11 protein-coding genes are annotated in these 20,218 nt (G+C 72.1%); 7 read left to right on the top strand and 4 right to left on the bottom strand.

Annotation, left to right across the window (positions count from 1 at the left end):
- Positions 1-13: 13 nt before the first annotated feature.
- The 4 genes from WMF20_RS13910 to treY form a co-directional block, all read right to left on the bottom strand.
- A complete protein-coding gene (locus WMF20_RS13910) occupies positions 14-3,187 on the bottom strand; it encodes a hybrid sensor histidine kinase/response regulator (protein ID WP_437613937.1) in 3,174 nt (1,057 codons plus the stop codon).
- A 258-nt stretch (positions 3,188-3,445) separates the two neighbouring features.
- Complete coding sequence (gene tsaA / locus WMF20_RS13905) at positions 3,446-4,246, bottom strand: tRNA (N6-threonylcarbamoyladenosine(37)-N6)-methyltransferase TrmO (RefSeq protein WP_129574809.1); 801 nt, start codon at positions 4,244-4,246, stop codon at positions 3,446-3,448.
- 133 nt (positions 4,247-4,379) lie between these two features.
- Positions 4,380-6,209, bottom strand: coding sequence for a malto-oligosyltrehalose trehalohydrolase (gene treZ / locus WMF20_RS13900; protein WP_437613934.1), 1,830 nt, complete (start codon positions 6,207-6,209; stop codon positions 4,380-4,382).
- Position 6,210: 1 nt separating this feature from the next.
- On the bottom strand, positions 6,211-9,417 hold the full coding sequence (gene treY, locus WMF20_RS13895; protein WP_437613932.1) for a malto-oligosyltrehalose synthase: 3,207 nt from the start codon (positions 9,415-9,417) through the stop codon (positions 6,211-6,213).
- A 449-nt stretch (positions 9,418-9,866) separates the two neighbouring features.
- On the opposite strand from treY, the gene WMF20_RS13890 reads away from it, so the two are divergent.
- The 7 genes from WMF20_RS13890 (at position 9,867) to sbnB (ending at position 20,215) form a co-directional block, all read left to right on the top strand.
- Entirely contained in the window at positions 9,867-11,411 is a 1,545-nt protein-coding gene (locus WMF20_RS13890) for a RecQ family ATP-dependent DNA helicase (RefSeq protein ID WP_437613930.1), read from the top strand.
- Positions 11,412-11,693: 282 nt separating this feature from the next.
- Positions 11,694-12,755, top strand: a complete 1,062-nt coding sequence (locus WMF20_RS13885) for a sigma 54-interacting transcriptional regulator (RefSeq protein WP_129574806.1) — start codon at positions 11,694-11,696, stop codon at positions 12,753-12,755.
- Between the two features lie 128 nt (positions 12,756-12,883).
- Positions 12,884-14,857, top strand: a complete 1,974-nt coding sequence (locus tag WMF20_RS13880; RefSeq protein WP_437613927.1) for a carbamoyltransferase C-terminal domain-containing protein — start codon at positions 12,884-12,886, stop codon at positions 14,855-14,857.
- A gap of 84 nt (positions 14,858-14,941) precedes the next feature.
- Positions 14,942-16,204: an acyl-CoA dehydrogenase family protein gene (locus WMF20_RS13875; protein WP_437613925.1), complete on the top strand. Its 1,263-nt coding sequence runs from the start codon at positions 14,942-14,944 to the stop codon at positions 16,202-16,204.
- Positions 16,198-18,201 (top strand): carbamoyltransferase family protein, encoded by a 2,004-nt coding sequence (locus WMF20_RS13870; protein WP_437613923.1) that lies wholly within the window; start codon positions 16,198-16,200, stop codon positions 18,199-18,201. The genes WMF20_RS13875 and WMF20_RS13870 overlap by 7 nt, the downstream gene beginning before the upstream one ends.
- Positions 18,202-18,244: 43 nt before the next feature.
- Positions 18,245-19,210, top strand: coding sequence for a 2,3-diaminopropionate biosynthesis protein SbnA (gene sbnA, locus WMF20_RS13865; RefSeq protein ID WP_437613921.1), 966 nt, complete (start codon positions 18,245-18,247; stop codon positions 19,208-19,210).
- A 15-nt stretch (positions 19,211-19,225) separates the two neighbouring features.
- The gene (gene sbnB / locus WMF20_RS13860; protein WP_437613919.1) at positions 19,226-20,215 is read left to right on the top strand and encodes a 2,3-diaminopropionate biosynthesis protein SbnB; all 990 of its coding nucleotides are present in this window, start codon (positions 19,226-19,228) and stop codon (positions 20,213-20,215) included.
- Positions 20,216-20,218: the final 3 nt, after the last annotated feature.

The raw sequence follows: 20,218 nt of genomic DNA, 5'->3' as shown, positions 1-20,218 counted from the left end.
CTCCCGCCTCCGCTCACCCCCGCGCCGCGATCGAGGCGAGGACGGTCTGCAGCGCGCTCGGCTCGATCGGCTTGACGAGGTGCATGGCGAAGCCGGCCTCCTGGGCCCGGCGTCGATCTTCCTCCCGGCCATAGCCGGTCAGCGCGATCATGAGCGAGGGGGAGGTGCCCGGGCTCCCCATCAGGGCGCGCGCCACGCCGTACCCATCCATCCCGCCGGGGAGGCCGATGTCGCACAAGACGACCTCCGGCAGGAACGCGCGGGCCGCATCGACGCCGGCGGGCCCGGACAGGGCCACCTCGACCCGGTGGCCCTCCATGGCGAGCAGCGCTTGCAAGGTCTCCGCGGCGTCGACGTTGTCCTCGATGATCAGGATGCGCAGCGATCGCGCCGCGAGGTCCGAGGCCGGCGCGGCGCCCCCGGAGGGCAGCGCGACCTCGCGCGAGAGCGGCAGGCGGAGGACCACCTCCGTCCCGCGGCCGATCCCCGCGCTCTCGGCCGAGACCGCGCCGCCGTGCAGCTCGACGAGCCCCTTGACCAGCGCGAGGCCCAGCCCGAGCCCGCCCCGGCTGCGGTCCAGGCTGCAGTCGGCCTGGCTGAACGGCTCGAAGGCGCGCGCCAGCATCGCCGCATCCATGCCGATGCCGGTGTCGCGGACGCGGATCGCGGCCGAGCTCTCCGGCGCCGGCGACAGGGCGACCGTCACCCGTCCGCCGGCCTCGGTGAACTTGCTCGCGTTGTGCAGCACGTTGCCGATGGCCTGCGACAGGCGGGTCGGGTCGCCGTGGATCCACAGCGGCTCGGCCGGGATCTCCAGCGCGAGCTCGAGGCCGCTCGCCTCCAGCGTGCTGCGGTAGTCCTCGGCGGTCTGCCGGAGCAGGTGCGCGAGGTCGCAGCGCTGCTTGCGCAGCTCGATCCGGCCGCGGGCCACGCGCGAGACGTCGAGGAGATCGTCGACCAGCCGGGCCATGTGCGAGACCTGCCGCTCGAGCACGCCGCACGCCCACGCGGTCGACGGCTGCTGGGGCCCGGACCGCCGCAGGAGCTCGGCGGCGTTGCGCAGGGGCCCGAGCGGGTTGCGCAGCTCGTGGGCGAGCATCGCCAGGAACTGGTTCTTGCGCTGGTCCGCTTCCCTCAGCGTGGCCTCGGCGCACTTCCGATCGTGGATGTCCGTGCAGGTGCCATACCACTTCACGATCTCGCCCGACGGCCCATGCACGGGCACCGCGCGGCCCAGGTACCAGCGGTGCTCGCGGGCAGCGAGGACCCAGAAGCGGTACTCGAGCTCGAACGGCTCGCCGGACAGGACCGAACGGCGCCAGCTGCCAGTGCACGTCGGGCGATCGTCCGGGTGCACGAAGGAGATCCAGCTGTCGCCGGTCGCCTCGCCCTCGCTCAGGCCGCAGATCTCGTACCACCTGCGGTTGTAGTAATCGACGCTGCCGTCCGGGCGCGCCGTCCAGGCGATCTGCGGCATGGCGTCGGCGAGCGTCCGGAACTTCGCCTCGCTCTTCCGGACCATGTCGTCGACCTGCTTCCTCTCGGTGATGTCGTGGGCGATGCTGATGACGAGCCGCCTGCCCGCCGCGTCCTTGCCCAGCGGCGCCCCGCGGAAGAGCCACGTGCGCTGCTCGCCGTGCGCCGTGATGACCGCGGCCTCGAGCTCGCCGGTGGAGGCGGCATCCAGCGCGTACAGGGCCTTGACCCTGGAGCGGATGGCGTCCTTCTGGGCCGGATGCGCCCTGTCGATCCACGCCTCGATGGTGGGGATCTCCTGGCTGGCGTAGCCGGCGATGTCGGTCCACGCGGGGTTGACGCTGACGACCTGGCCGTCGTCGGCGTGAATCATGATCGGGAACGGGATCGCCATCACGGCGCGACGGAATCGCTCCTCGCTCTCCTGGAGCAGGAGCTCGGCCTGCTTGCGCTCGGTGATGTCGATGACCGAGCCGACGTAGCCGAGGAACTCGCCGTCCGGGCCGAGCCGCGGCGAGCCCGACGCGATGCACCAGCGGTACTCGCCGTCGCGCCGGCGCAGGCGGTAATCCAGCCGGAAGGGCTCGCGCCGCGCCTCGGCCCGCCGGAAGACCTCCATCGTGGCCTGGCGATCCTCGGGGTGGATCGCGTCGAGCCAGCCGAAGCCGACGTAGGTCGCTGCGCCCTGATCCGTGAACTCGGACCACCACCGGTTGCCGTAAGTGGCGCGGCCGTCGGAGTCCGTGATCCAGATCATCACCGGCGATTGATCGGCCATGTTGCGGAAGCGCTCCTCGCTCTCCCGGAGGGCCAGCTCCGAGAGCTTCCGGGGAGTGATGTCCCCGACCACGCCCACCATCCGCAGCGGGCGACCGCCGTGATCCCGCTGCACCAGCGCGCGGCTGTAAACCCAGCGCACGCGCCCGTCGGCATGGAGGAAGCGGAACTCGACGGAGTAGTCCGTCTCGCCGCGAAACGCGCTCTCGACCTGCCCCCAAACCGCGTCCCGGTCGTCGGGGTGCAGGCGCCGCGCGAAATCGTCCACGGTGCCGCCGAACTCTGCCTCGTCGGCGCCCGCGCACTCGAGCGCCTCCTCCGACCAGAAGAGGCGCCCGCTCGGCACATCCCACTCCCAGATGCCGAGATGGCCGCCCGCGAGGGCCAGCCGCAGGCGCTCATCGCTCTCGCGCAGGCGCTCCTCGCCGGCCTGATCCAGGAGGGCGGCCCTGGGATGCAGCTCGGCCTCGCTCGGGCCGCGCGGCGCGCCCTCTCCTCGCGCCCGCTCGTCGATGTCGGTCGCCGTGCCGAGCCAGCGGCCCGCCCGGCCGCCCGCATCCTCGATGATGGGCTCGGCTCGACCGCGGAACCAGCGGTAGGCGCCGTCATGCCGCCGCAGGCGGACCTCCAGCTCGAGGGCCGCGCCCCGCTCGACGGCCGTCCGCCACGCCGCGATGCAGCGCACCGCATCCTCCGGATGGATGACGGCGGCCAGACCGAGGCGCATCACCTGGTCCGCGGCCGGGCCGGTGTACTCGCGAAAGCGGCCGTTGACGTAATCGCACGAGCCGCCGCTGCCGGCGACCCAGACCAGCTGCGGGATGCTGTCGGCGAGCAGACGGAACTGCGGATCCACCCGGCGCGGCTCGGCCCCCCGCGGCTCGGCCCCCCTCGGCTCGGCCCTGCGACCCTGCTTCGTGGAGATCACACTCATTCGATTCGCGTCGCGCGAGTCCGCCCGGCGTGACGGGCGAGACGCCGTGGACGCTTTGTCTGCGCTCACCTCGTTCCGCAAGGGCCGGAGACGCACCGCCGATGCGGAGTTCCCGGCACGCCATCCGGAGAGAGCTCAACGCAAAGGCGCAAAGGCGCAAAGGAACAAATATTATATATTTTTCGTCTTTGCGCCTTTGCATCGAACTTTCTCTTCGCTCGCGAGGCAGATCCCTGGCGGGGTTTCTGACGCACGGAACTAGCCGCGTCCGAACCGCTCCACGAACTGCCGGTGCGCCTCGAGCTCGGGCGCGTCTCCGCTCCAGAGCTCCTTTTCGCGGTAGCCGGTCGCCACGGACAGCACCTCGATCCGCCGCCCCTCGGCCCTGAACCGCACCCGCCACGAGGTCACGGCGAGCCGCATCGCGTCCCCGTCGGCGCGGATCCTCCGGTAAGGGTGCGGCTGCGGGCCGAGCGCGAGCGCGCGGTCCACCCGCTCGCGCAGCGCGACCCCGTGCGTCGCGTCGAGCCAGGCGGCCTGCTCGGCCGCGCGCTCGCCCCAGACCACCTCGAAGCCCGGCTCCGGATCCGCCGGCGCCTCGCCCGGCGCGAGCGGCGCGACCCAGCCGGTGCGCGCGTGCGGGTAGGCGTCGGCGTAGGGCACGTACGGCTTCAGATCGAGCACCGGGGTGCCGTCGATCATGTCCACGCCGCTCACGCGCAAGGTGAGGCCGTCCACCCCGAGGAGCTTGACCACGCTGAGGCCGATCGGGTTCGGGCGGTGCGGCGAGCGCGTCGACAGCACGCCGCGCCGCTTGCCGGCGCTCCGCGGCGGCAGGACCTTCGGGCGCCAGCCCTCGTTGAGGTGGAACCAGAAGACCACCCAGAGGTAGTCCCACCCCTCGATGTCGCAGAGCGCGTGCTCCAGGCCGCGGCCGGGCACGAGCTCGATCGTGCCCTCCGCCCCGGCCGCGGCGTGCGGCTGCCGCGGCGCGCTCACGCGGTCGGGGAACGGGGTGCGCACCACGCCGATGGGCGTGAACGTGACGGGCTTCAGCATCGCGCCGGAGCCTAGGGGATCGACAGGGTGGATGCGATCGGCGCCGTCGGTGGGCTCGACGTGATCGGGGCGCTCGGCGCGACCGGCGTGTTCGACGCGCTCGGCGCCGGCGGCCCGATCGCCGCCGCCGGCGTCACCGGAGCGGCACCTCGACGATCAGGACCGCCGGGCCCTCGAACGCCGCCCGGCCGCGCTCGATCGGCGCCCGCTGCGCCGCGCCGCCGAACCGCGGCTCCTCGCTGAACGCGAGCACCCGCGCCTCCGGGCGGCCGAGGTCCAGGGCGAGCGCGCCGCGGAGCGCGACGAGCGCGACCACCGCGGTCTCGCCGCCGCGGCGCTCGATCCGGACCGCGTCCGGGGAGAGCGCCTCGGCCGAGAACGCGTCGCGCGCGCGGCTCCGCAGCGCGGGGTGCGACGCGCGCAGGCCGAGGAGTTCGCGGGACCAGGCGAGCACGCCGGCGTGCTCCGGCCGCTGCCGCTCGGTCCAGTCGAGCTTCGAGCGCTGGAACGTCCGCGGATCCTGCGGATCCGGCACCTCCGCGCCGCCGAACGACGTGAAGTACTGGAACTCGCGCCGGCGGCCCTCGGTGACGAGCCGGCCGAGCTCGTCGTGGTGATCGGTGAAGTACTGGAACGGCGTCCGCGCGTTCCACTCCTGGCCCATGAACAGGAGCGGCGTGTACGGCGTGAGCAGGAGCAGCGCCGACATCGTCCGGAAGGCCGCCGGGCTCACCTTGTCCCCGAGCCGGTCGCCGAGCGCGCGGTTGCCGATCTGATCGTGGTTCTGGATGCAGTGCACGAACCGCGGCGGCGGCACCGGCTCGGCGGGCGTCCCGCGCGGCTTGCCCGAGTGCTTCGAGACCTGCCCCTCGTAGAGCCACCCCTTGCGGATCGTCGCGGCGATGTCCTCGGCCGTGCCCCGGTGATCCTCGAAGTAGCCGTCGCGATCCCCGGCGAAGAGCACGCGGAGCTCGTGGTGGAAGTCGTCGGCCCACACGCCGTCGAGGCCGTACCCGCCCTGCTCGACGGGCGTCACGAGGCGCGCGTCGTTCATGCTGTCCTCGGCGATCACCACGACGCGCCGCCCCTCGCCGGCCGCCCGCGCGCGCTCGGCGATCTCCCGGAGGATGTGGGGCTCGGTGTCGTCGAGGATCGCGTGCGTCGCGTCGAGGCGGAGGCCGTCGATGTGGAAGTCGCGGATCCACATCTCGGCGTTCGCGATGGCGAGCGCGCGCACCTGCTCGGCGCCCTCGCCGTCGTAGTTCACCGCGTCGCCCCAGGGCGTCATGTGGCGATGGGTGAAGTAGCGCTTCGCGTAGGCGCGGAGGTAGTTCCCGTCGGGGCCGAAGTGGTTGTAGACGCAGTCGAGGATCACCCCGAGCCCGGCCGCGTGGGCCGCGTCGACCAGGCGGCGGAGGCCCTCCGGGCCGCCGTAGGCCGCGGCCGGGGCGAAGAGATCGACCCCGTCGTACCCCCACCCGCGCTCGCCCGGGAAGCTCGCGACAGGCATGAGCTCGATGGCGGTGATCCCGAGCTCCCGCAGGTCGGCGAGCCGCCCGATGAGCGCGTCGAACGTGCCCTCCGGCGTCGCCGTGCCGACGTGCACCTCGTAGAGGACGAGCTCCTCGAGCGCGACGCCCTTCCACCCCGCGTCGGTCCACGCGAACGAGGGGTCGTCGACCGCCGACGGGCCGTGCACGCCGAACGGCTGCGCGCGCGAGTAGGGGTCCGGGAACGGCCCCTCCCCGTCGATCCGCACCTTGTAGAGCGCGCCCGCCCCGAGGCCCGGCGCCGTCGCCTCGAAGTAGCCGCCGCCGGTGGGGGTCGCGGGCAGCGCGCCCGTGATCTCCTCGCCGTCGTTGGCGTAGGTGACGATCTCGATCCGATCGTGGTCGGGCGCCCAGACCCGGAAGCGGACCGCGCCGCCCTCGAGCCATGCGCCCATCGTGCGAATCGCCTTCATGTCACTGACCTCGCTGGGTCGCCCGCACGAGCAGGGCGACGGGAAAATCGGAGAGCACGCGGTCGAGCGGGAGCACCGCGCCGTCCTTGGGCTCGGACGTCGCGACGGCATCGCGCGGCAAGGAAGCGGAAGGCGACGCCTCGATCTCGGCGCCGGTGAAGAGATCCGTGTAGAGGCCGGGCTCCACGTCGACGAAGGTCCCCGCCCACGCCTTCCCCGTCGGCGGGGCGCAGGCGCCGCCGAGCAGCCGCGCGCTGAACCGGGGCGCGATCACGACGGCCGAGCGCCCGTCCTTCGGGTCGCGACGCGCGAAGGCGACGACGTGCGTCTCGCGCTCGCCGATCACGGCGCGCGGGGCGTAGGCCCCGTCGGCGCCGAAGAGCGCCGGGTGCCGCCGGCGCAGATCGAGCGCCACGTGCGTGACGAAGAGCTTGATGCGGCCGTCGCGCGCCGCGCCGCAGAGCTCGCGCGCGAGCGCGAGGTCGCCGCCGTTCCACCGCGCGCGGATCTCCGCGAGCGCCTCCTCGCGCGACGCGTAGTCGACCGCGCGGCGGTTGTCGGGGTCGACCAGGCTGAAGTCCCACACCTCGTTGCCCTGGTAGATGTCCGGCACGCCCGGCGCCGTGAGCTTCAGGAGCGTCTGCGAGAGCGAGCCCCACATGCCGTGGTAGGCGACCACGCGCGCGAGCGGCAGGAGCGCGCCCAGGACGTCCGCGGACGCGATCGCCTTGCGCACGAACGCCTCGACGGCGGCGTCGTACTCGGGCTGCGCGTCGATCCAGGACGTGTTGACCTTCGCCTCCTTCGTGGCCTTGCGCATGTAGTCCACGAGGCGATCCGTGTAGGCCGAGAGCGCGTCGCCCTCGGGCGCCCGCGGGCCGCTGGAGGCGCCGAGCAGCGGCTCGATCGGCAGGCTCCCGAGGAGCGTCTGGTAGAAGAGGTACTCCTCGTTGCTGTCCGGCGCGAGGCGGCCCTCGATCTCGGCCTTGAGCGGCGCCGCGGCGGCGGCCGCGCGGTGGAGCGTCTCCTCCCACGCCGACGGGATCTCCGAGAGCACGCTGATCCGCGCGCGCACGTCCTCGCTCCGCTTCGTGTCGTGCGTCGACGTCGCGAGCATCGAATAGGGCCACGTCTTCTGCCGCTGCACGTTGGCGCGGTGGAACGCGAGCACGCTCGCGCCGTAGCGCTCGGGCTCGCCGCCGACCTCGTTGAGCGACACGAGCCGGTTGTAGATGTAGAACGACGTGTCCTCGAGCCCCTTGGCCATCACCGGGCCGGTGAGCTGCTGGAACTTCATCACGAACTCGCAGAAGGGGCGCCGGTCCCCGTCGCGGGACAGATCCGGGTCGAGCATCAGGACCGAGCGCAGGAACGTGAAGATCGTCGCCTCCATCGTCGGGTTGCGCCGGCGCGCGAGGGCGACCGCGCGGCCGATCGCGACCCGGTCGTGGTCCGAGATCGTCGGCGTCCGCTCGTTGACGTACGTGCGGTAGACCGGGAAGCACGCGATCACCTCGCGAAGGGCGTCGTTGAGCGAGCCCAGGGTGAAATCGCGGAAGCGGCGGTCGCGCTCGGTGAGCCGGTTCAGCGCGTGCGTGAGCACGTTGAGCTCGCTCGCCAGCGCCGTCCGCAGGATCACCTTCTTCTTCTCGTAGACGAGCGTGTCGAACTCCAGCTGATCGCCGATGAACCGCTCGTAGATCGCGGTCATCGACGCCTCGCTCGAGGAGTCGACGAAGAGCTCGCCCACCGCCGCCGTGAAGTCGTAGCCGCTCGTCCCGTGGATGGGCCACGCCTCGGGCAGCGTCTCGCCGCGGGCGAGGATCTTCTCGACGACGACGTACATCGGCCGCTCGATCGACGGGCCGCGCGCGCCGTGCGCCGCCCCGGCGGCCACGCGCTCCTCGAGGGCCGCGCGGATCGCCGGCTCCAGCTTGGCGAAGCGGGCGGCGGCCGGCGGCCTCCGGCGCGCTTCGTCGAGGCTGCGCGGCTCCGGCTCGCCCGCGGCCTCGGCGAGGAAGCGGCGGCGGCAGCGCTCGACCAGGTAGCCCCGCTGCAGGTCCTCGAAGTAGCCGATCGGGTCCCAGAGGCCGTCGGGGTGATCGATGCGCAGGCCCGTGACCTGGCCGCGCTCGCAGAGCTCGAAGACGAGCCGGTGCGCCTCGGTGAAGACCGGCCGGTGCTCCATCCTGATCGCCGCGAGCTCGTTGATGTCGAAGAACCGGCGGTAGTTGATCTCCTCGGCGGCGGTGCGCCAGAAGCTCAGCCGGTAGGCCTGCTCCTCGAGCAGCGCCTCGAGCGCGTCGAAGCTCCGCGGATCGCCCGCCTTGCCGTTGATGCGCTCGACGCCCTCCGCCACCGCCGCCGCGATCTCGGGCGAGTCCGCGACGAGCGTCGCGAGCCGCCGCTTGAGGACCTGCTTCTCGCGCCGCCGCTCGATCACCTTGGCCCGCTGCGTCTCCGTCCGCGGCGGCAGGTTGCGGAGCCCGGTCAGGATGCTCTGCAGCTCGAGGAGCGCGTCGTGCTCCTCGCCGAGCGCGGCGGCCAGGTTGGGCACGAGCGGCCCGATGACCATCCCGTACGTCCGCGGGTTCACCGGGAAGACGTGATCGAAGTACCGGAGGACGCACGCGCCGTTCTCGAACTCGATCTTGAGCTCGCCGCGCTCGAGCACGGGCCCGTAGTGGTCGCCGAGCACGGGGAGCAGCACCTTGTGCTTGAGCTCCGTCTTGAGCGGCGCCCAGTCGATGTCGAAGAACGGCGCGTAGAGCGAGCTCGGGCCGTTCTCGAGGACGTCGTTCCACCAGGCGTTGTCGGACGTGCCGACGCCCATGTGGTTGGGCACGAAGTCGAGCACGAGGCCCATGCCGTGCGCCGCGAGCTCGCCCGTGAGCCGGTCGAGGTCGTCGCGGCCGCCGATCGCGGGGTTCAGCGCGTTGTGATCGACGAGGTCGTAGCCGTGCAGGCTCTCCGGGCGCGCCTTGAAGAAGGGCGACGAGTAGAGATCGCTGACGCCGAGCGCGTCGAGGTAGGCGACGACGCGCCGCGCCTGCTCGAAGGTGAAGTCCTTGTTGAGCTGCACGCGGTACGTGGCGCGCGGCAGCCGCGGCGCCACGCCGTCGCACGCCGCCTCGACGAGCCGCGCCGCCTCTCGTGCGGCGCCGTCTGCTTGGCTGCTCATCTTCTGATCGTCCGACGCTTCCGTCATTCGTCGTGTGCCTCCCGCGCAGAATCTACTTCGAACAAGGCTTCGTGCAGGCAGCCATTTGTCACGGTCGCCACGCGATCCCGCGGCTGCGGATCGGCCGATGAAGGAATAACCTGAGGCTCATAGGGAATCGCAGCAGAGGCGCGCCCGTCGCCGCACGGACCTGCGCTGAGCCCAAAGCACCATTCTCTGGCGCGCCGTCGCGGCGCCCGGGCGGCGGCGCCCGCGCGGGCCGTCCTCGATCTCGATTCGCGTCCGCTCCTCTGCGTCATGACAGGTCTTCACTCCGGTGTGCCGGCGCGGAGCGCTCCGGCCGATGTGTGGCTTTTCGTCTCAGTGACGTTTTGCCTCAATGGACGCCCTCACCGGCCGCCGCAGCGCCGCGCCGAGCGGCAATCGAGGGCGCGCGAGCATGGCGCGCCCTGCGCGAGCGCGCCATGCTCGCGCGAATGGGACAACAGCGTGGCGCGCCGAGCTGGCAGGAGATCCGGCACATGGCGCGCGAGCGGTTCGGCGTGAAGACCTTCCGGCCGGGCCAGCGTGAGCTCATCGAGGCGGTGCTCGCCGGGCGAGACGCCCTGGGGCTCCTGCCGACGGGGGCGGGCAAATCGCTCTGCTATCAGCTGCCGGCGCTCCTCCTGCCGCGCCCGGCCGTGGTCGTCTCGCCGCTCATCTCGCTGATGCAGGATCAGCAGGAGAAGCTGGCGCAGGCGGATATCCCTGCTGCAAAGCTCAACTCCACGCTGACCACGGCCGAGGAGCGGGAGGCCGCCCAGGGGATCCAGAGCGGCGACCTCCCGCTCGTCTACGTGACGCCGGAGCGGCTCGAGAACCCGGAGTACATCGACCTGCTCCGGCGCTCGGGCGTGTCGCTCTTCGTGGTCGACGAGGCGCACTGCGTCTCGCAGTGGGGCCACGACTTCCGGCCTGCGTACCTCGGGCTCCGCGACGCGATCGCCGCGCTCGGGCGGCCGCCGGTGCTGGCCCTCACGGCGACGGCGACGCCCGAGGTGGCGAGCGACATCGTGGAGCAGCTCGACATGCGCGCCGCGGCCGTCGTGAACACCGGCATCGACCGCCCGCAGCTGTCGCTCGAGGTGATCCGCACGCCGAACGAGGAGAAGAAGCGCGAGCGGCTCCTGCGCGTCCTCGAGGAGGAGCGCGGCGTCGGGATCGCGTACACGGCGACGGTCCGGACCGCGAACGATCTCCACCGGTGGCTCGCGGATCAAGGGATCTCGGTGGGCCGCTATCACGGGCAGATGCGCCCGAGGGAGCGGGAGGAGGCCCAGCAGCGGTTCATGAGCGACGAGTACCGCCTCATCGTCGCCACGAAGGCGTTCGGCCTCGGCATCGACAAGCCCGATATCCGCTACGTCGTCCACTACCACTTCCCCGACTCGCTGGAGAGCTATTATCAGGAGGCCGGGCGCGCCGGGCGCGACGGCCGCCCGGCCCGCGGCGTCCTGCTGTACCGCGTGGAGGACCGGCGAATCCAGGCGTTCTTCCTCGGGGGCAAGTACCCGCGCCCCGACGAGAGCTACCGAGTCTACGAGACCCTCGGCCGCCTCGAGGCGCAGCGGGCCGAGGGCAAGAGGCGGGCGGGGGTGCCGGTGAAGGCGCTGGCGGAGGTCGCGGACCTGCCGGAGCGCAAGGTGAAGGTCGTGGTGGCGCTGCTCGAGGCCGCCGGCATCGTCGACCGGAGCCGCGGCGTGCGCCGGCTGCGCGACTTCGCCGACGAGGCGGAGCTCGACGCGTTCCTCAAGGCCTATGAGGAGCGGCGCGCGGGCGACCGCGAGCGGCTCGAGGCGGTGATGCGCTACGCCGAGAGCCCGGCGTGCCGGATGGCGGCCCTGAAGACGTATTTCGAGGAGCCCGGCGAGGCCGCGGCCGGAGAGGGCGCGCCCGACTGCGGCCGCTGCGACAACTGCCGGCACACGGCCGACTCGAACCGCGCCGTGGTCGACCGCCTGACGGCCTCCGCGACGCCCTGAGCCCTCCGCCGCCGCGGTGTTCCTCGCGGCGCCGCGCGCGGGCCCTCGCCTCCGCTCTCCCCTCCTCGCAGATGCGGTGACGGGCCGCTCGGCGCCCCGGCGCCGGCGCCCGCGACTTCCGTGTCGAGAAGTTTCCTGGTTCGGTGCCCGGCCGCGCCCCCTCGCCCGGTGAGAGGCCGAAGGCGCTAGGCGAGCTGCGATATGTTCGCATATGGCCCCGCCCGTGCGGGCGGCGCCAGACAGACAGACAGCGCTCGTCCTACAGAATCAGGAGATGCATTGATGACCAGCTCTTGGCGATTCGTCGCGCACTCAGACGCACGGCGCAGGGCCCTTCAGTATGCGAAACAGGCCGCGTCCGCGGACTGCTCGGTCCTCATCGTCGGGCCGACCGGAGCGGGGAAGGACATCCTCGCGCGCGACATCCACCATCACAGCAGGCGCTCGAAGCACCGGCTCATCACGGTCAACTGCGCAGCGCTGACGCAGACGCTCTTCGAGAGCGAGCTGTTCGGCCACGTGCGCGGCGCCTACACGGGGGCGACGGCCTCCAAGCGCGGCGTCGTGGAGCTCGCCTCCGGGGGCAGCCTGTTCCTCGACGAGATCGGCGAGCTGCCGACGGAGGCGCAGGCGAAGCTCCTCCGCTTCCTCGCGGACGGCTCGTTCTGGCCCGTGGGCGGCTGCGAGGAGAAGAGCGTGGACGTCCGCATCCTCGCCGCCACGAACCGCGATCTCGCCGCCGGGCTCGACACGACGTTCCGGTCCGACCTGTTCTTCCGGCTCAGCGTGTTCACGATCGTCGTGCCGCCGCCGAGCAGGGACGACTTGCGCGGCCTCACGCGGGTGCTCGCCGTGGAGCTGAGCGAGCGCTACCGCACGACCGCCTCCGCGCGCGAGGTGAGCGCCCTGGGCGAGCTCGCGAGCAGCGGTGTTTACAGGGGCAATGTCCGCGAGCTCCGCAACGCCGTCGAGCGGTACTTCCTCGTGCGAGACCCGGAGCGGAGCGTCGAGGAGAACTGGCGGGCCGCGTGCGCGCTCGACCTCCTGGCCCAGCAGAGCGAGCTCGCAGACGATGCCGCCGCGGCCCCGCAGATTCAACCGCAAGAGATCGAGAAGCTCGACGATCTCCTGTTCTTGAAGTGCGCGCGGGAGACGGGGAGCGCGCGCGAGCTGTCGCGCAGGATGAACCGCTCGTTACCGTACGTTTACAGCCGCCTGGCAAAGCTCGGCATCAAGCCGAAGGACCTCCAGAGCGCCGAGAGCCTCGAGCGCACCTCGGCGAAGATCCGCGCTTCGCTCGCCCCCTATCGCTCCACGTTTCTGCGTCTTCTTAAAGAGTTCTAACAAAACGATCGCGCTCGCTCGATGCCACCCGCCGGAATGCCCGCACGGCTCGCTGGTACAGCCTTTGCCGTAGGGACGAAAACGACGAACAGGACGGCGAACGTCCCAACCGAAGGATGGAGGAGCGCATGCTGACTCTGGGCCTCGCCGGAGGCTTGGATCCCGTCTACGACTGCCGTTACGACGCGCCGCAATACTTCACGTACGACGCGGCGGCCGTGCTGGTCGAGGACGGGCAGGTGGTGGCCGCGATCGAGGAAGAGCGGCTGAACCGCGTCCGCCGGACGAACAAGTTCCCGTTCGACGCGCTGCGGGCCTGCCTGCGGCAGCGGGGCGTCTCCCTCCAGGACGTGGACCGGATCGCGTATTACTCGAGCGAGGAGACGGCCAATTTCCTCGTCGGGCGCCTGCGCGCGGCGTTCCCCGAGCTCGCCGGCGTCCCCGACGCGCGCGGCCTGCTCCAGGCGGCCATCCAGCGAGAGATGAAGTGCGCGATCGATCCGGAGCGGATCGTCTTCGTGCCGCACAGGCTGACGCACGCGGTGAGCGCGGCGGCGATGTCGGGCTTCGAGCGGTCGCTCGTCTACGTCATCGACAACGAGGGCGGGGTCTTCACCGGGACATCGACCCGCGGCGCCCGATCGTGCCTCACGGAGCTCGCGGCCTTCCCGCCGCAGAAGTCGCTCGGCGAGCTGTGCCACCGCACGATCCGAGCGCTCGGGTACAGCCCCTTCGACGAGGCCGAGGCGATGGAGCTCGCCCCGCACGGCGACCCGGCCGTGCACCGCGCCGCGATGCGCGAGGTGTACAGGCTCCTGCCGGACGGCGACTACGACCTCGCGTTCCAGCACCTCGCGGCCGTGGTCTCGAAGGCGCCGGGCAGGCTGCGCGGCGAGCCGGTCGAGCAGGCGCACAAGGACGTGATCGCCGCGCTCGAAGAGGCGATCTCCGAGATCGTGCTCCACGTGCTGCGCCACCACCGCACCGCGAGCGGCGTCCGGCGGCTGTGCCTGGCCGGAGGGGGCGCGCAGATCTGCGCCGTCAACTCCCGGGTCCTCGCGAGCGGCCTGTTCGACGAGGTGTTCGTCCAGCCCGCCGCGCACGACGCCGGCTGCGCCCTCGGGGCCGCGCTCTACGCGGCCGACGCGGCGCCGCGCGGCGCCGCGCTCGATCACGTGGCCTGGGGGACGGACCTCGGCACCGCCGACGCGGTGCCCCCCGCGCTGCGCCGCTGGGGCGCCTTCGTGACGGCGGAGCGCAGCGCCGCGCCGGCCCGCGAGGCCGCCGCGCTCATCGAGGGCGGCGCCGCCGTCGGGTGGGCGAACGGCCGCTCGGAGATGGGGCTCGTGGCGCTCGGGCGCCGCGTGATCGCCGCGGATCCGCGGGACGAGCGGCAGCGGGCCGCGCTGAACGAGATGAAGCGGCGCGCGCCGCACCGGCCGCTCTCGGTCGCGATGCTCGCCGAGGACGCGGCCGAGTGCCTGATGCTGCCGTGCCCGGCCGAGCAGCTGCGCTGGAAGAGCTTCGCCCTCCGCGTCCGGCGCGAGCGCAAGGCGGCGCTCGCCGCGGCGCTGCACGCGGACGGCACGGTCCGCGCGCAGGTGGTGCTCGAGGAGGCGGATCCTCGGCTGTTCGCGCTGCTCGGCGCGTTCAAGGAGCGCTCCGGGGTCGGCGCGCTGCTCGTGACGTCGCTCGACGATGGGGCGGAGCCGCCGGCCGAGACGGTCGACGACGTTGTCGCGCTGCTCCTGACGAGCGGCCTCGAGGCCGCCTTCGTGGACGACGTGCTCGTCCGCAAGAAGAGCGCGTCGGTCGAGGACAGGCTCCGCATGGCCGTGTCGCTCCCGCGCTCGACCCAGGTGGTCCGCACGCACGGGTGGCACGACGGCGCGCGCCCGGGGGACGCGTGGGAGCTGCGGACGAGCTACGACCGCGGGCTCCGCCGCAAGATCTCCGGAGCTGCGTACGACGTGCTGGCGAAGGCCGACGGGAGCCGGCCCGTCGCGGCGCTGCAGGGCGGCGCGGGGGCCGAGGTCATGCGCGAGCTCTGGGCCCTCTGGACAGAGCGGCTCATCCAGCTCGCGCCGGCCGAGCGCGCGTGAGGCGCACATGAAGCGCACGCGTGAGGCGCGCGCGCCGGGCCGGGATCGCGGGGTTGAAACACGACGGATGCAAGGAGAAGAGCGGTGAGCTCGGATGACATGACCATGGGCGCCGGGCGCAGGGCGCGCCCGCGGATCGACCTCGAGCGGCAAACGGAGCTCGCGGAGGAGGCGCTGAAGAAGGCGCTCGCCGAGCGGGATCTGCCGGCCTTCTACCGGGTGTTCCGGTCGACGGATCTGCCGTTCTTGGGGCTCGTCTACGAGGGGGACGCCCCGGGCCTGTTCCGCGCGTGCGCGCACGTGCTGCACCGGCTCGGGGGCGTCTCCCCGGCGGTCGCGCTCGCGGTGGAGAACCACTTTTACGTGAGCTCCGCGATAGCCACCTTCCCCATCGGCGACGACGAGCGGCTCGACGCGCGGCGGCGCGCGCTGCTCGCCGAGATCGTCGAGAAGCGCCGGCTCGTCGCCAACACGAACTCGCGGGTGCACGGAGACCGCGTGGGCGCGGTGGGGACGCGGGCCCGGAAGGTCGCCGGCGGATACGTGGTGAGCGGCGCCGCGTCGTACACGTCGCTCGCGACCGAGGGGGATCTCCTCATCTTCACGACCGCGCTCGAGGAGGGCTTCCCCGCGGTCCTGATGACGCGGCCGCGCGGCAACGCGGCGGTGGAGATCGGCCCTTACCTGTTCCCGGACGCGATGATCGACTCCGATACGCGCCGGATCGTCTTCCACGACCTCTTCGTGCCAGAGGAGGACTTCCTGCTCGGCGGCCAGGCGCCGGAGGTGATTCAGCTCCTCCTGTTCGAGATGGTCTGGCACCAGGCGCTGATTCCATCGCTGTACCTCGGCGCCGCGGCCCGGGCGATCGAGGAGTCGCGCCGGTTCCTCCGGACGGTCCGCGCCCGGGAGGGCGGGCCGCTCGCCGAGCTGGACGGCATGGTCGTCGACGTCGGGCGCCTCGTGATCCGCTACCGCGCCGCGTGCGCGGCGGTCCGCGAGGCGGGCGAGGCGATGGGCGCGATCCGCGGCGCGCGGGACCGCGCCGAGCGGCTCCCGCGGCTCTACGACCTCGCCGGGGCGGCGAAGTACGTCGGGACGAGGTGCGCCGAGGAGATCGTCGCGGCGGCGCGCGGCATCGTCGGCGCGCGCGCGTACGCCGGGGACAGCGTCCTCGAGCGGCTGAGCAAGGAGGTCGTCTTCGGCCCGCTCGGACCGGAGGTGAACGCCGTCATCGAGCGCGCCCACGGGCGGCGCGCGCTCGGAGAGGGCGAGTTCGACGGCGCGGCGTCGTCGCCGTGGCTCGATGGCGCGATGAGCGCGAGCGGCAAGGAGGAAACATGCTGACGCTGGGGCTCTCTGGCGGGCTGAGCTTCGCCCACGAGGAGATGTACGACATCCCGCAGAGCTTCACGCACGACGGCGCGGCCGTGCTCGTGGAGGGCGGAGAGATCGTCGCGGGGATCGAGGAGGAGCGGCTCAACCGCATCAAGCACTCCAACAAGTTCCCGATCGAGGCGATCCGCTTCTGCCTCGCCCGGCGCGGCGTCGACATCGACCGGGTGGACCGGATCGCGTTCTACGCGAGCGAGGAGTACTGCAACGCGCTCCTCGGGCGGGTGCGCCTCCTGACCGGCGGCGCGCTGCCGCGCATCGACGCGCGCACGCTGCTCGCGGCGAAGCTCGGCCAGGGGTTCGGGCGCCCGATCGACCGGGACAAGATCGTCTTCGTCCCGCACCACCAGGCGCACGCGGCGAGCACCTACCTCCTGTCGGGCTTCGACGACAGCCTGATCGTGGCGATCGACGGATCGGGAGACTTCCTGTCCGGGCTCGTGGCCGTGGGCTCGGGCGACCGGATCGACGTGCTGTCGACGATGCCGGAGTCGAAGTCGCTCGGGAACTTCTACGTCGCGGTCATCAACCTCCTCGGTTACGGCGTGTTCGACGAGTACAAGGTGATGGGCCTCGCGCCGTACGGCGATCCCGCGCGGTACCGCGCGCAGATGAGCGCGCTCTACACGCTCCTGCCGGGCGGCGATTACGAGGTGTACCGCGACCGCGTGGGCGCGCTCGCGCAGGTGATCGAGGTGCGCCGCAAGGGCGGCCCCTTCACGCAGCAGCACCGCGACGTCGCGGCGTCGCTCCAGGAGGCGCTGGAGGCGATCGCGCTGCACGTGCTCCGCCACCAGCGCGAGGCGACGGGCAAGACGCGGCTCTGCCTGGCCGGCGGCGTCGCGCACAACTGCACGATGAACGGGAAGATCCTGTATTCGGGCCTGTTCGAGCGCGTCTTCGTGCAGCCGGCGGCGCACGACGCGGGCTGCGCGCTCGGGGCCGCGCTGTACACGAACCTCGCCGCGGGCGCCCTCACGTCGCGGCGGCGGCTCGAGCACGTGTTCTGGGGCAGCGACGTCGGCGGAGAGGCGGAGATCGGGCGCGAGCTCGCCGGGTGGTCCCGCTTCGTCCGGAGCGAGCGCGTCGCGGACCTGCCGGGGCGCGTCGCCGACGTCATCGCGGCCGGGGCCGCCGTGGGCTGGGCACAGGGCGGGTCCGAGTTCGGGCCCCGGGCGCTCGGACACCGCAGCATCCTGGCCGACCCGAGGCCGGCCGCGAACAAGGACCTCGTGAACGCGATGGTCAAGAAGCGCGAGGCCTACCGCCCGTTCGCGCCCGCCGTGCTCGCGGAGGACGCGCGCGAGTTCTTCGAGCTCCCGCCCGGAGAGGGCGAGTTCCCCTTCATGATCTTCGTGCTCAAGGTCCGGGAGGACAAGCGGAGCGTCCTCGGGGCGACGACGCACGTGGACGGCACGGCCCGCGTCCAGACGGTGTCACAGCGGTCGAACCCGCGGTTTTACGGCCTCCTCAAGGCGTTCAAGGACCGGACCGGCGTGCCGGTGCTGCTCAACACCTCGTTCAACAACAACGTGGAGCCGATCGTCGACTCCGCGCACGACGTGGTGACGAGCTTCTTGACGACCGGGCTCCATTACCTCGCGATCGGCGGCTACTTCGTCGAGAAGCGGCCGTGGACGTGGGAGGACCTCGCGACGCTCGCGCTCGAGATCCCGAGGCACGTCCGCGTGGACCAGATCCGCAGGTTCGTCGCGATGGATCGCGCGGCCTCGGTCTTCGAGCTGCGGAACACGTACGACGCCGGCGCGCGGGTGAGCGTGTCGCCCGACGTGGGCGAGGCGCTGATGCGCGCGGACGGCGCGCGCTCGATCGGCGAGCTGCTCGCGGAGGCCGGCGCCGGCGAGCCCGCGCGCATGCAGAAGGCGGTCCTGGAGCTCGAGGGGCTCTGGTCGCAGCGGCTCGTGTCGCTCCGCCCGCGAGAGGCCTAGTTCGTGAGTGCCTGTCCAGCGCCCAGAGGGTGGTAAAGCCTGCATGCTTCATCAAGAACAACTCCTGACGCGGGCGGCCACGCTCGTCAGCATGCTCCGCGAGACGCCGGTCGTGCGGCTCGACCACGAGCGCCTCGAGCTCTTCGTCAAGCTCGAGTACTGCAACGCGGTCGGGAGCATCAAGGATCGCCCCGCGCTCTGGATCCTGAAGTCGGCGATCGATCGCGGCGAGATCGACCCGCGGACGACGGTGGTGGAGTCGTCGTCCGGCAACTTCGCCATCGCGCTCGCCGCGTACGCGCAGCTCCTCGGGCTCGACTACATCCCCGTGATCGATCCCCACATCTCCTCGGTGAACGAGCACGTGCTCCGCTCGCTCTGCGCGCGGGTCGAGAAGGTCGAGGAGCGGGACGACACGGGGGGGTTCCTCAAGACGAGGCTCGCCCGCGTGCAGTCGCTCTGCGCCTCGCTCCCGCGGGCGTACTGGCCCAACCAGTACAAGAACCCCGACGGGATGATGGCCCATTTCCACACGACGGGCCGGGAGATCTGCGAGGCGTTCACGGAGCTCGATTTCGTGTTCGTCGCCGTGAGCTCGGCGGGGACGATCGCCGGGCTGTCGCGGCGGCTGAAGGAGCACTTCCGCGGGGTGAAGATCGTCGCGGTGGACGCGGAAGGGTCGGTGATCTTCGGCGGCCCGCCGCGGCCGCGCCGTATCCCGGGGATCGGCGCGGGGGTCGTGCCCGACCTCCTGCGAGAGGCGCTGATCGACGACGTCGTGATCGTCCCAGAGGTGGAGTCGATCGCCGCGTGCCGGACGATCCTCGACCGCCACCGGCTGCTCGTCGGCGGCTCGACGGGGACGGTCTACGCGGCGATCCAGCGCTATTTCGGCCGGGCGACCGGCCTCACGAGGCCGAGGGTCCTGTTCCTCTGCGCGGACCGCGGCGTGCCTTATCTCGACACCGTCTACAACCCTGCGTGGGCGTCGCGATACGCCGAGGGATGATCGATGCGCTTTGGTGTGGTCTCTGGCAATGTCATCCGTCGCCTCATCGAGGAGAGCCCCGAGGAGTGCGTCAAGGCGGTCGAGGGCGCGTACCTCGCCGGCCACCGCGGTGAGGTGGTCTGTCCGAACAGCTATTTCCTTCGCTTCCCCGACCGGCCGGACGCGCGGATCATCGCGCTCCCGGCCCACCTCGGCGGCGGAGAGCCCGTGTCGGGGATCAAGTGGATCGCCAGCTATCCGGCGAACATCCGGCAGGGCATCCCCCGGGCGTCGGCGGTGATCGTCCTGAACCGCGCGGACAACGGGTATCCGTTCGCGTGCCTCGAGGGCTCGATCATCTCGGCGGCGCGCACCGCGGCGTCCGCGGTCTCCGCGGCGGCGGCGCTGTCCGGGGGGCGGCGCGCGCGCGCGCTCGGCATCGTCGGGACGGGGCTCATCGCCCGGTACGTGGTCTCGTTCCTGTCGCGCCTCGGCTGGGAGATCCCCGAGGTGCTCCTGTTCGACACGAACCCCGCCGAGCCCGAGCGGTTCCGCGCGACCGCCTTCGACCCGGAAGATCGCCGCGAGATCCGCGTCGCGAAGGACCTGGAGACCGTGGTGCGGCGGAGCGATCTCCTCGTCTTCACGACCTCGGCGGCGACGCCGCACGTCCACGACGCGGGCTGGTTCTCCCACAACCCGGTCGTGCTGCACCTGTCGCTGCGCGACCTGTCGCCCAGCATCGTCCTCTCCTCGTTCAACGTGGTCGACAGCGTCGAGCACGTGCTGAGCGCCGGCACCTCGCTCCACCTCGCAGAGCAGGAGTCCGGCCGGCGCGACTTCGTCACGGGGACGATCGCCGAGGTGCTCCTCGGGCGGTGCGCGGCGCCGCGGACGAGGCCGATCGTGTTCTCGCCGTTCGGGATGGGGATCCTCGATCTCGCGGTGGCGCGGTGGGCCTACGCGCGCGCCGAGGCCGCGGGGGACGTGACGTGGATCGACGACTTCTTCGACATGACGCGCTGACGC

It is taken from the genome of Sorangium sp. So ce834, assembly GCF_051521425.1.
In the GTDB taxonomy this organism is placed as follows: Bacteria; Myxococcota_A; Polyangia; order Polyangiales; family Polyangiaceae; genus Sorangium; species Sorangium cellulosum_D.
This window is presented reverse-complemented; position numbering and strand designations above follow the sequence as displayed.

Excerpts from the sequence above, each read along its gene's own strand:
- WMF20_RS13910 (WP_437613937.1), bottom strand. The coding sequence starts at position 3,187 with ATGAGTGTGATCTCCACGAAGCAGGGTCGCAGGGCCGAGCCGAGGGGG.
- tsaA (WP_129574809.1), bottom strand. The coding sequence starts at position 4,246 with ATGCTGAAGCCCGTCACGTTCACGCCCATCGGCGTGGTGCGCACCCCG.
- treZ (WP_437613934.1), bottom strand. The coding sequence starts at position 6,209 with ATGAAGGCGATTCGCACGATGGGCGCATGGCTCGAGGGCGGCGCGGTC.
- treY (WP_437613932.1), bottom strand. The coding sequence starts at position 9,417 with ATGACGGAAGCGTCGGACGATCAGAAGATGAGCAGCCAAGCAGACGGC.
- WMF20_RS13890 (WP_437613930.1), top strand. The coding sequence starts at position 9,867 with ATGGGACAACAGCGTGGCGCGCCGAGCTGGCAGGAGATCCGGCACATG.
- WMF20_RS13885 (WP_129574806.1), top strand. The coding sequence starts at position 11,694 with ATGACCAGCTCTTGGCGATTCGTCGCGCACTCAGACGCACGGCGCAGG.
- WMF20_RS13880 (WP_437613927.1), top strand. The coding sequence starts at position 12,884 with ATGCTGACTCTGGGCCTCGCCGGAGGCTTGGATCCCGTCTACGACTGC.
- WMF20_RS13870 (WP_437613923.1), top strand. The coding sequence starts at position 16,198 with ATGCTGACGCTGGGGCTCTCTGGCGGGCTGAGCTTCGCCCACGAGGAG.
- sbnA (WP_437613921.1), top strand. The coding sequence starts at position 18,245 with ATGCTTCATCAAGAACAACTCCTGACGCGGGCGGCCACGCTCGTCAGC.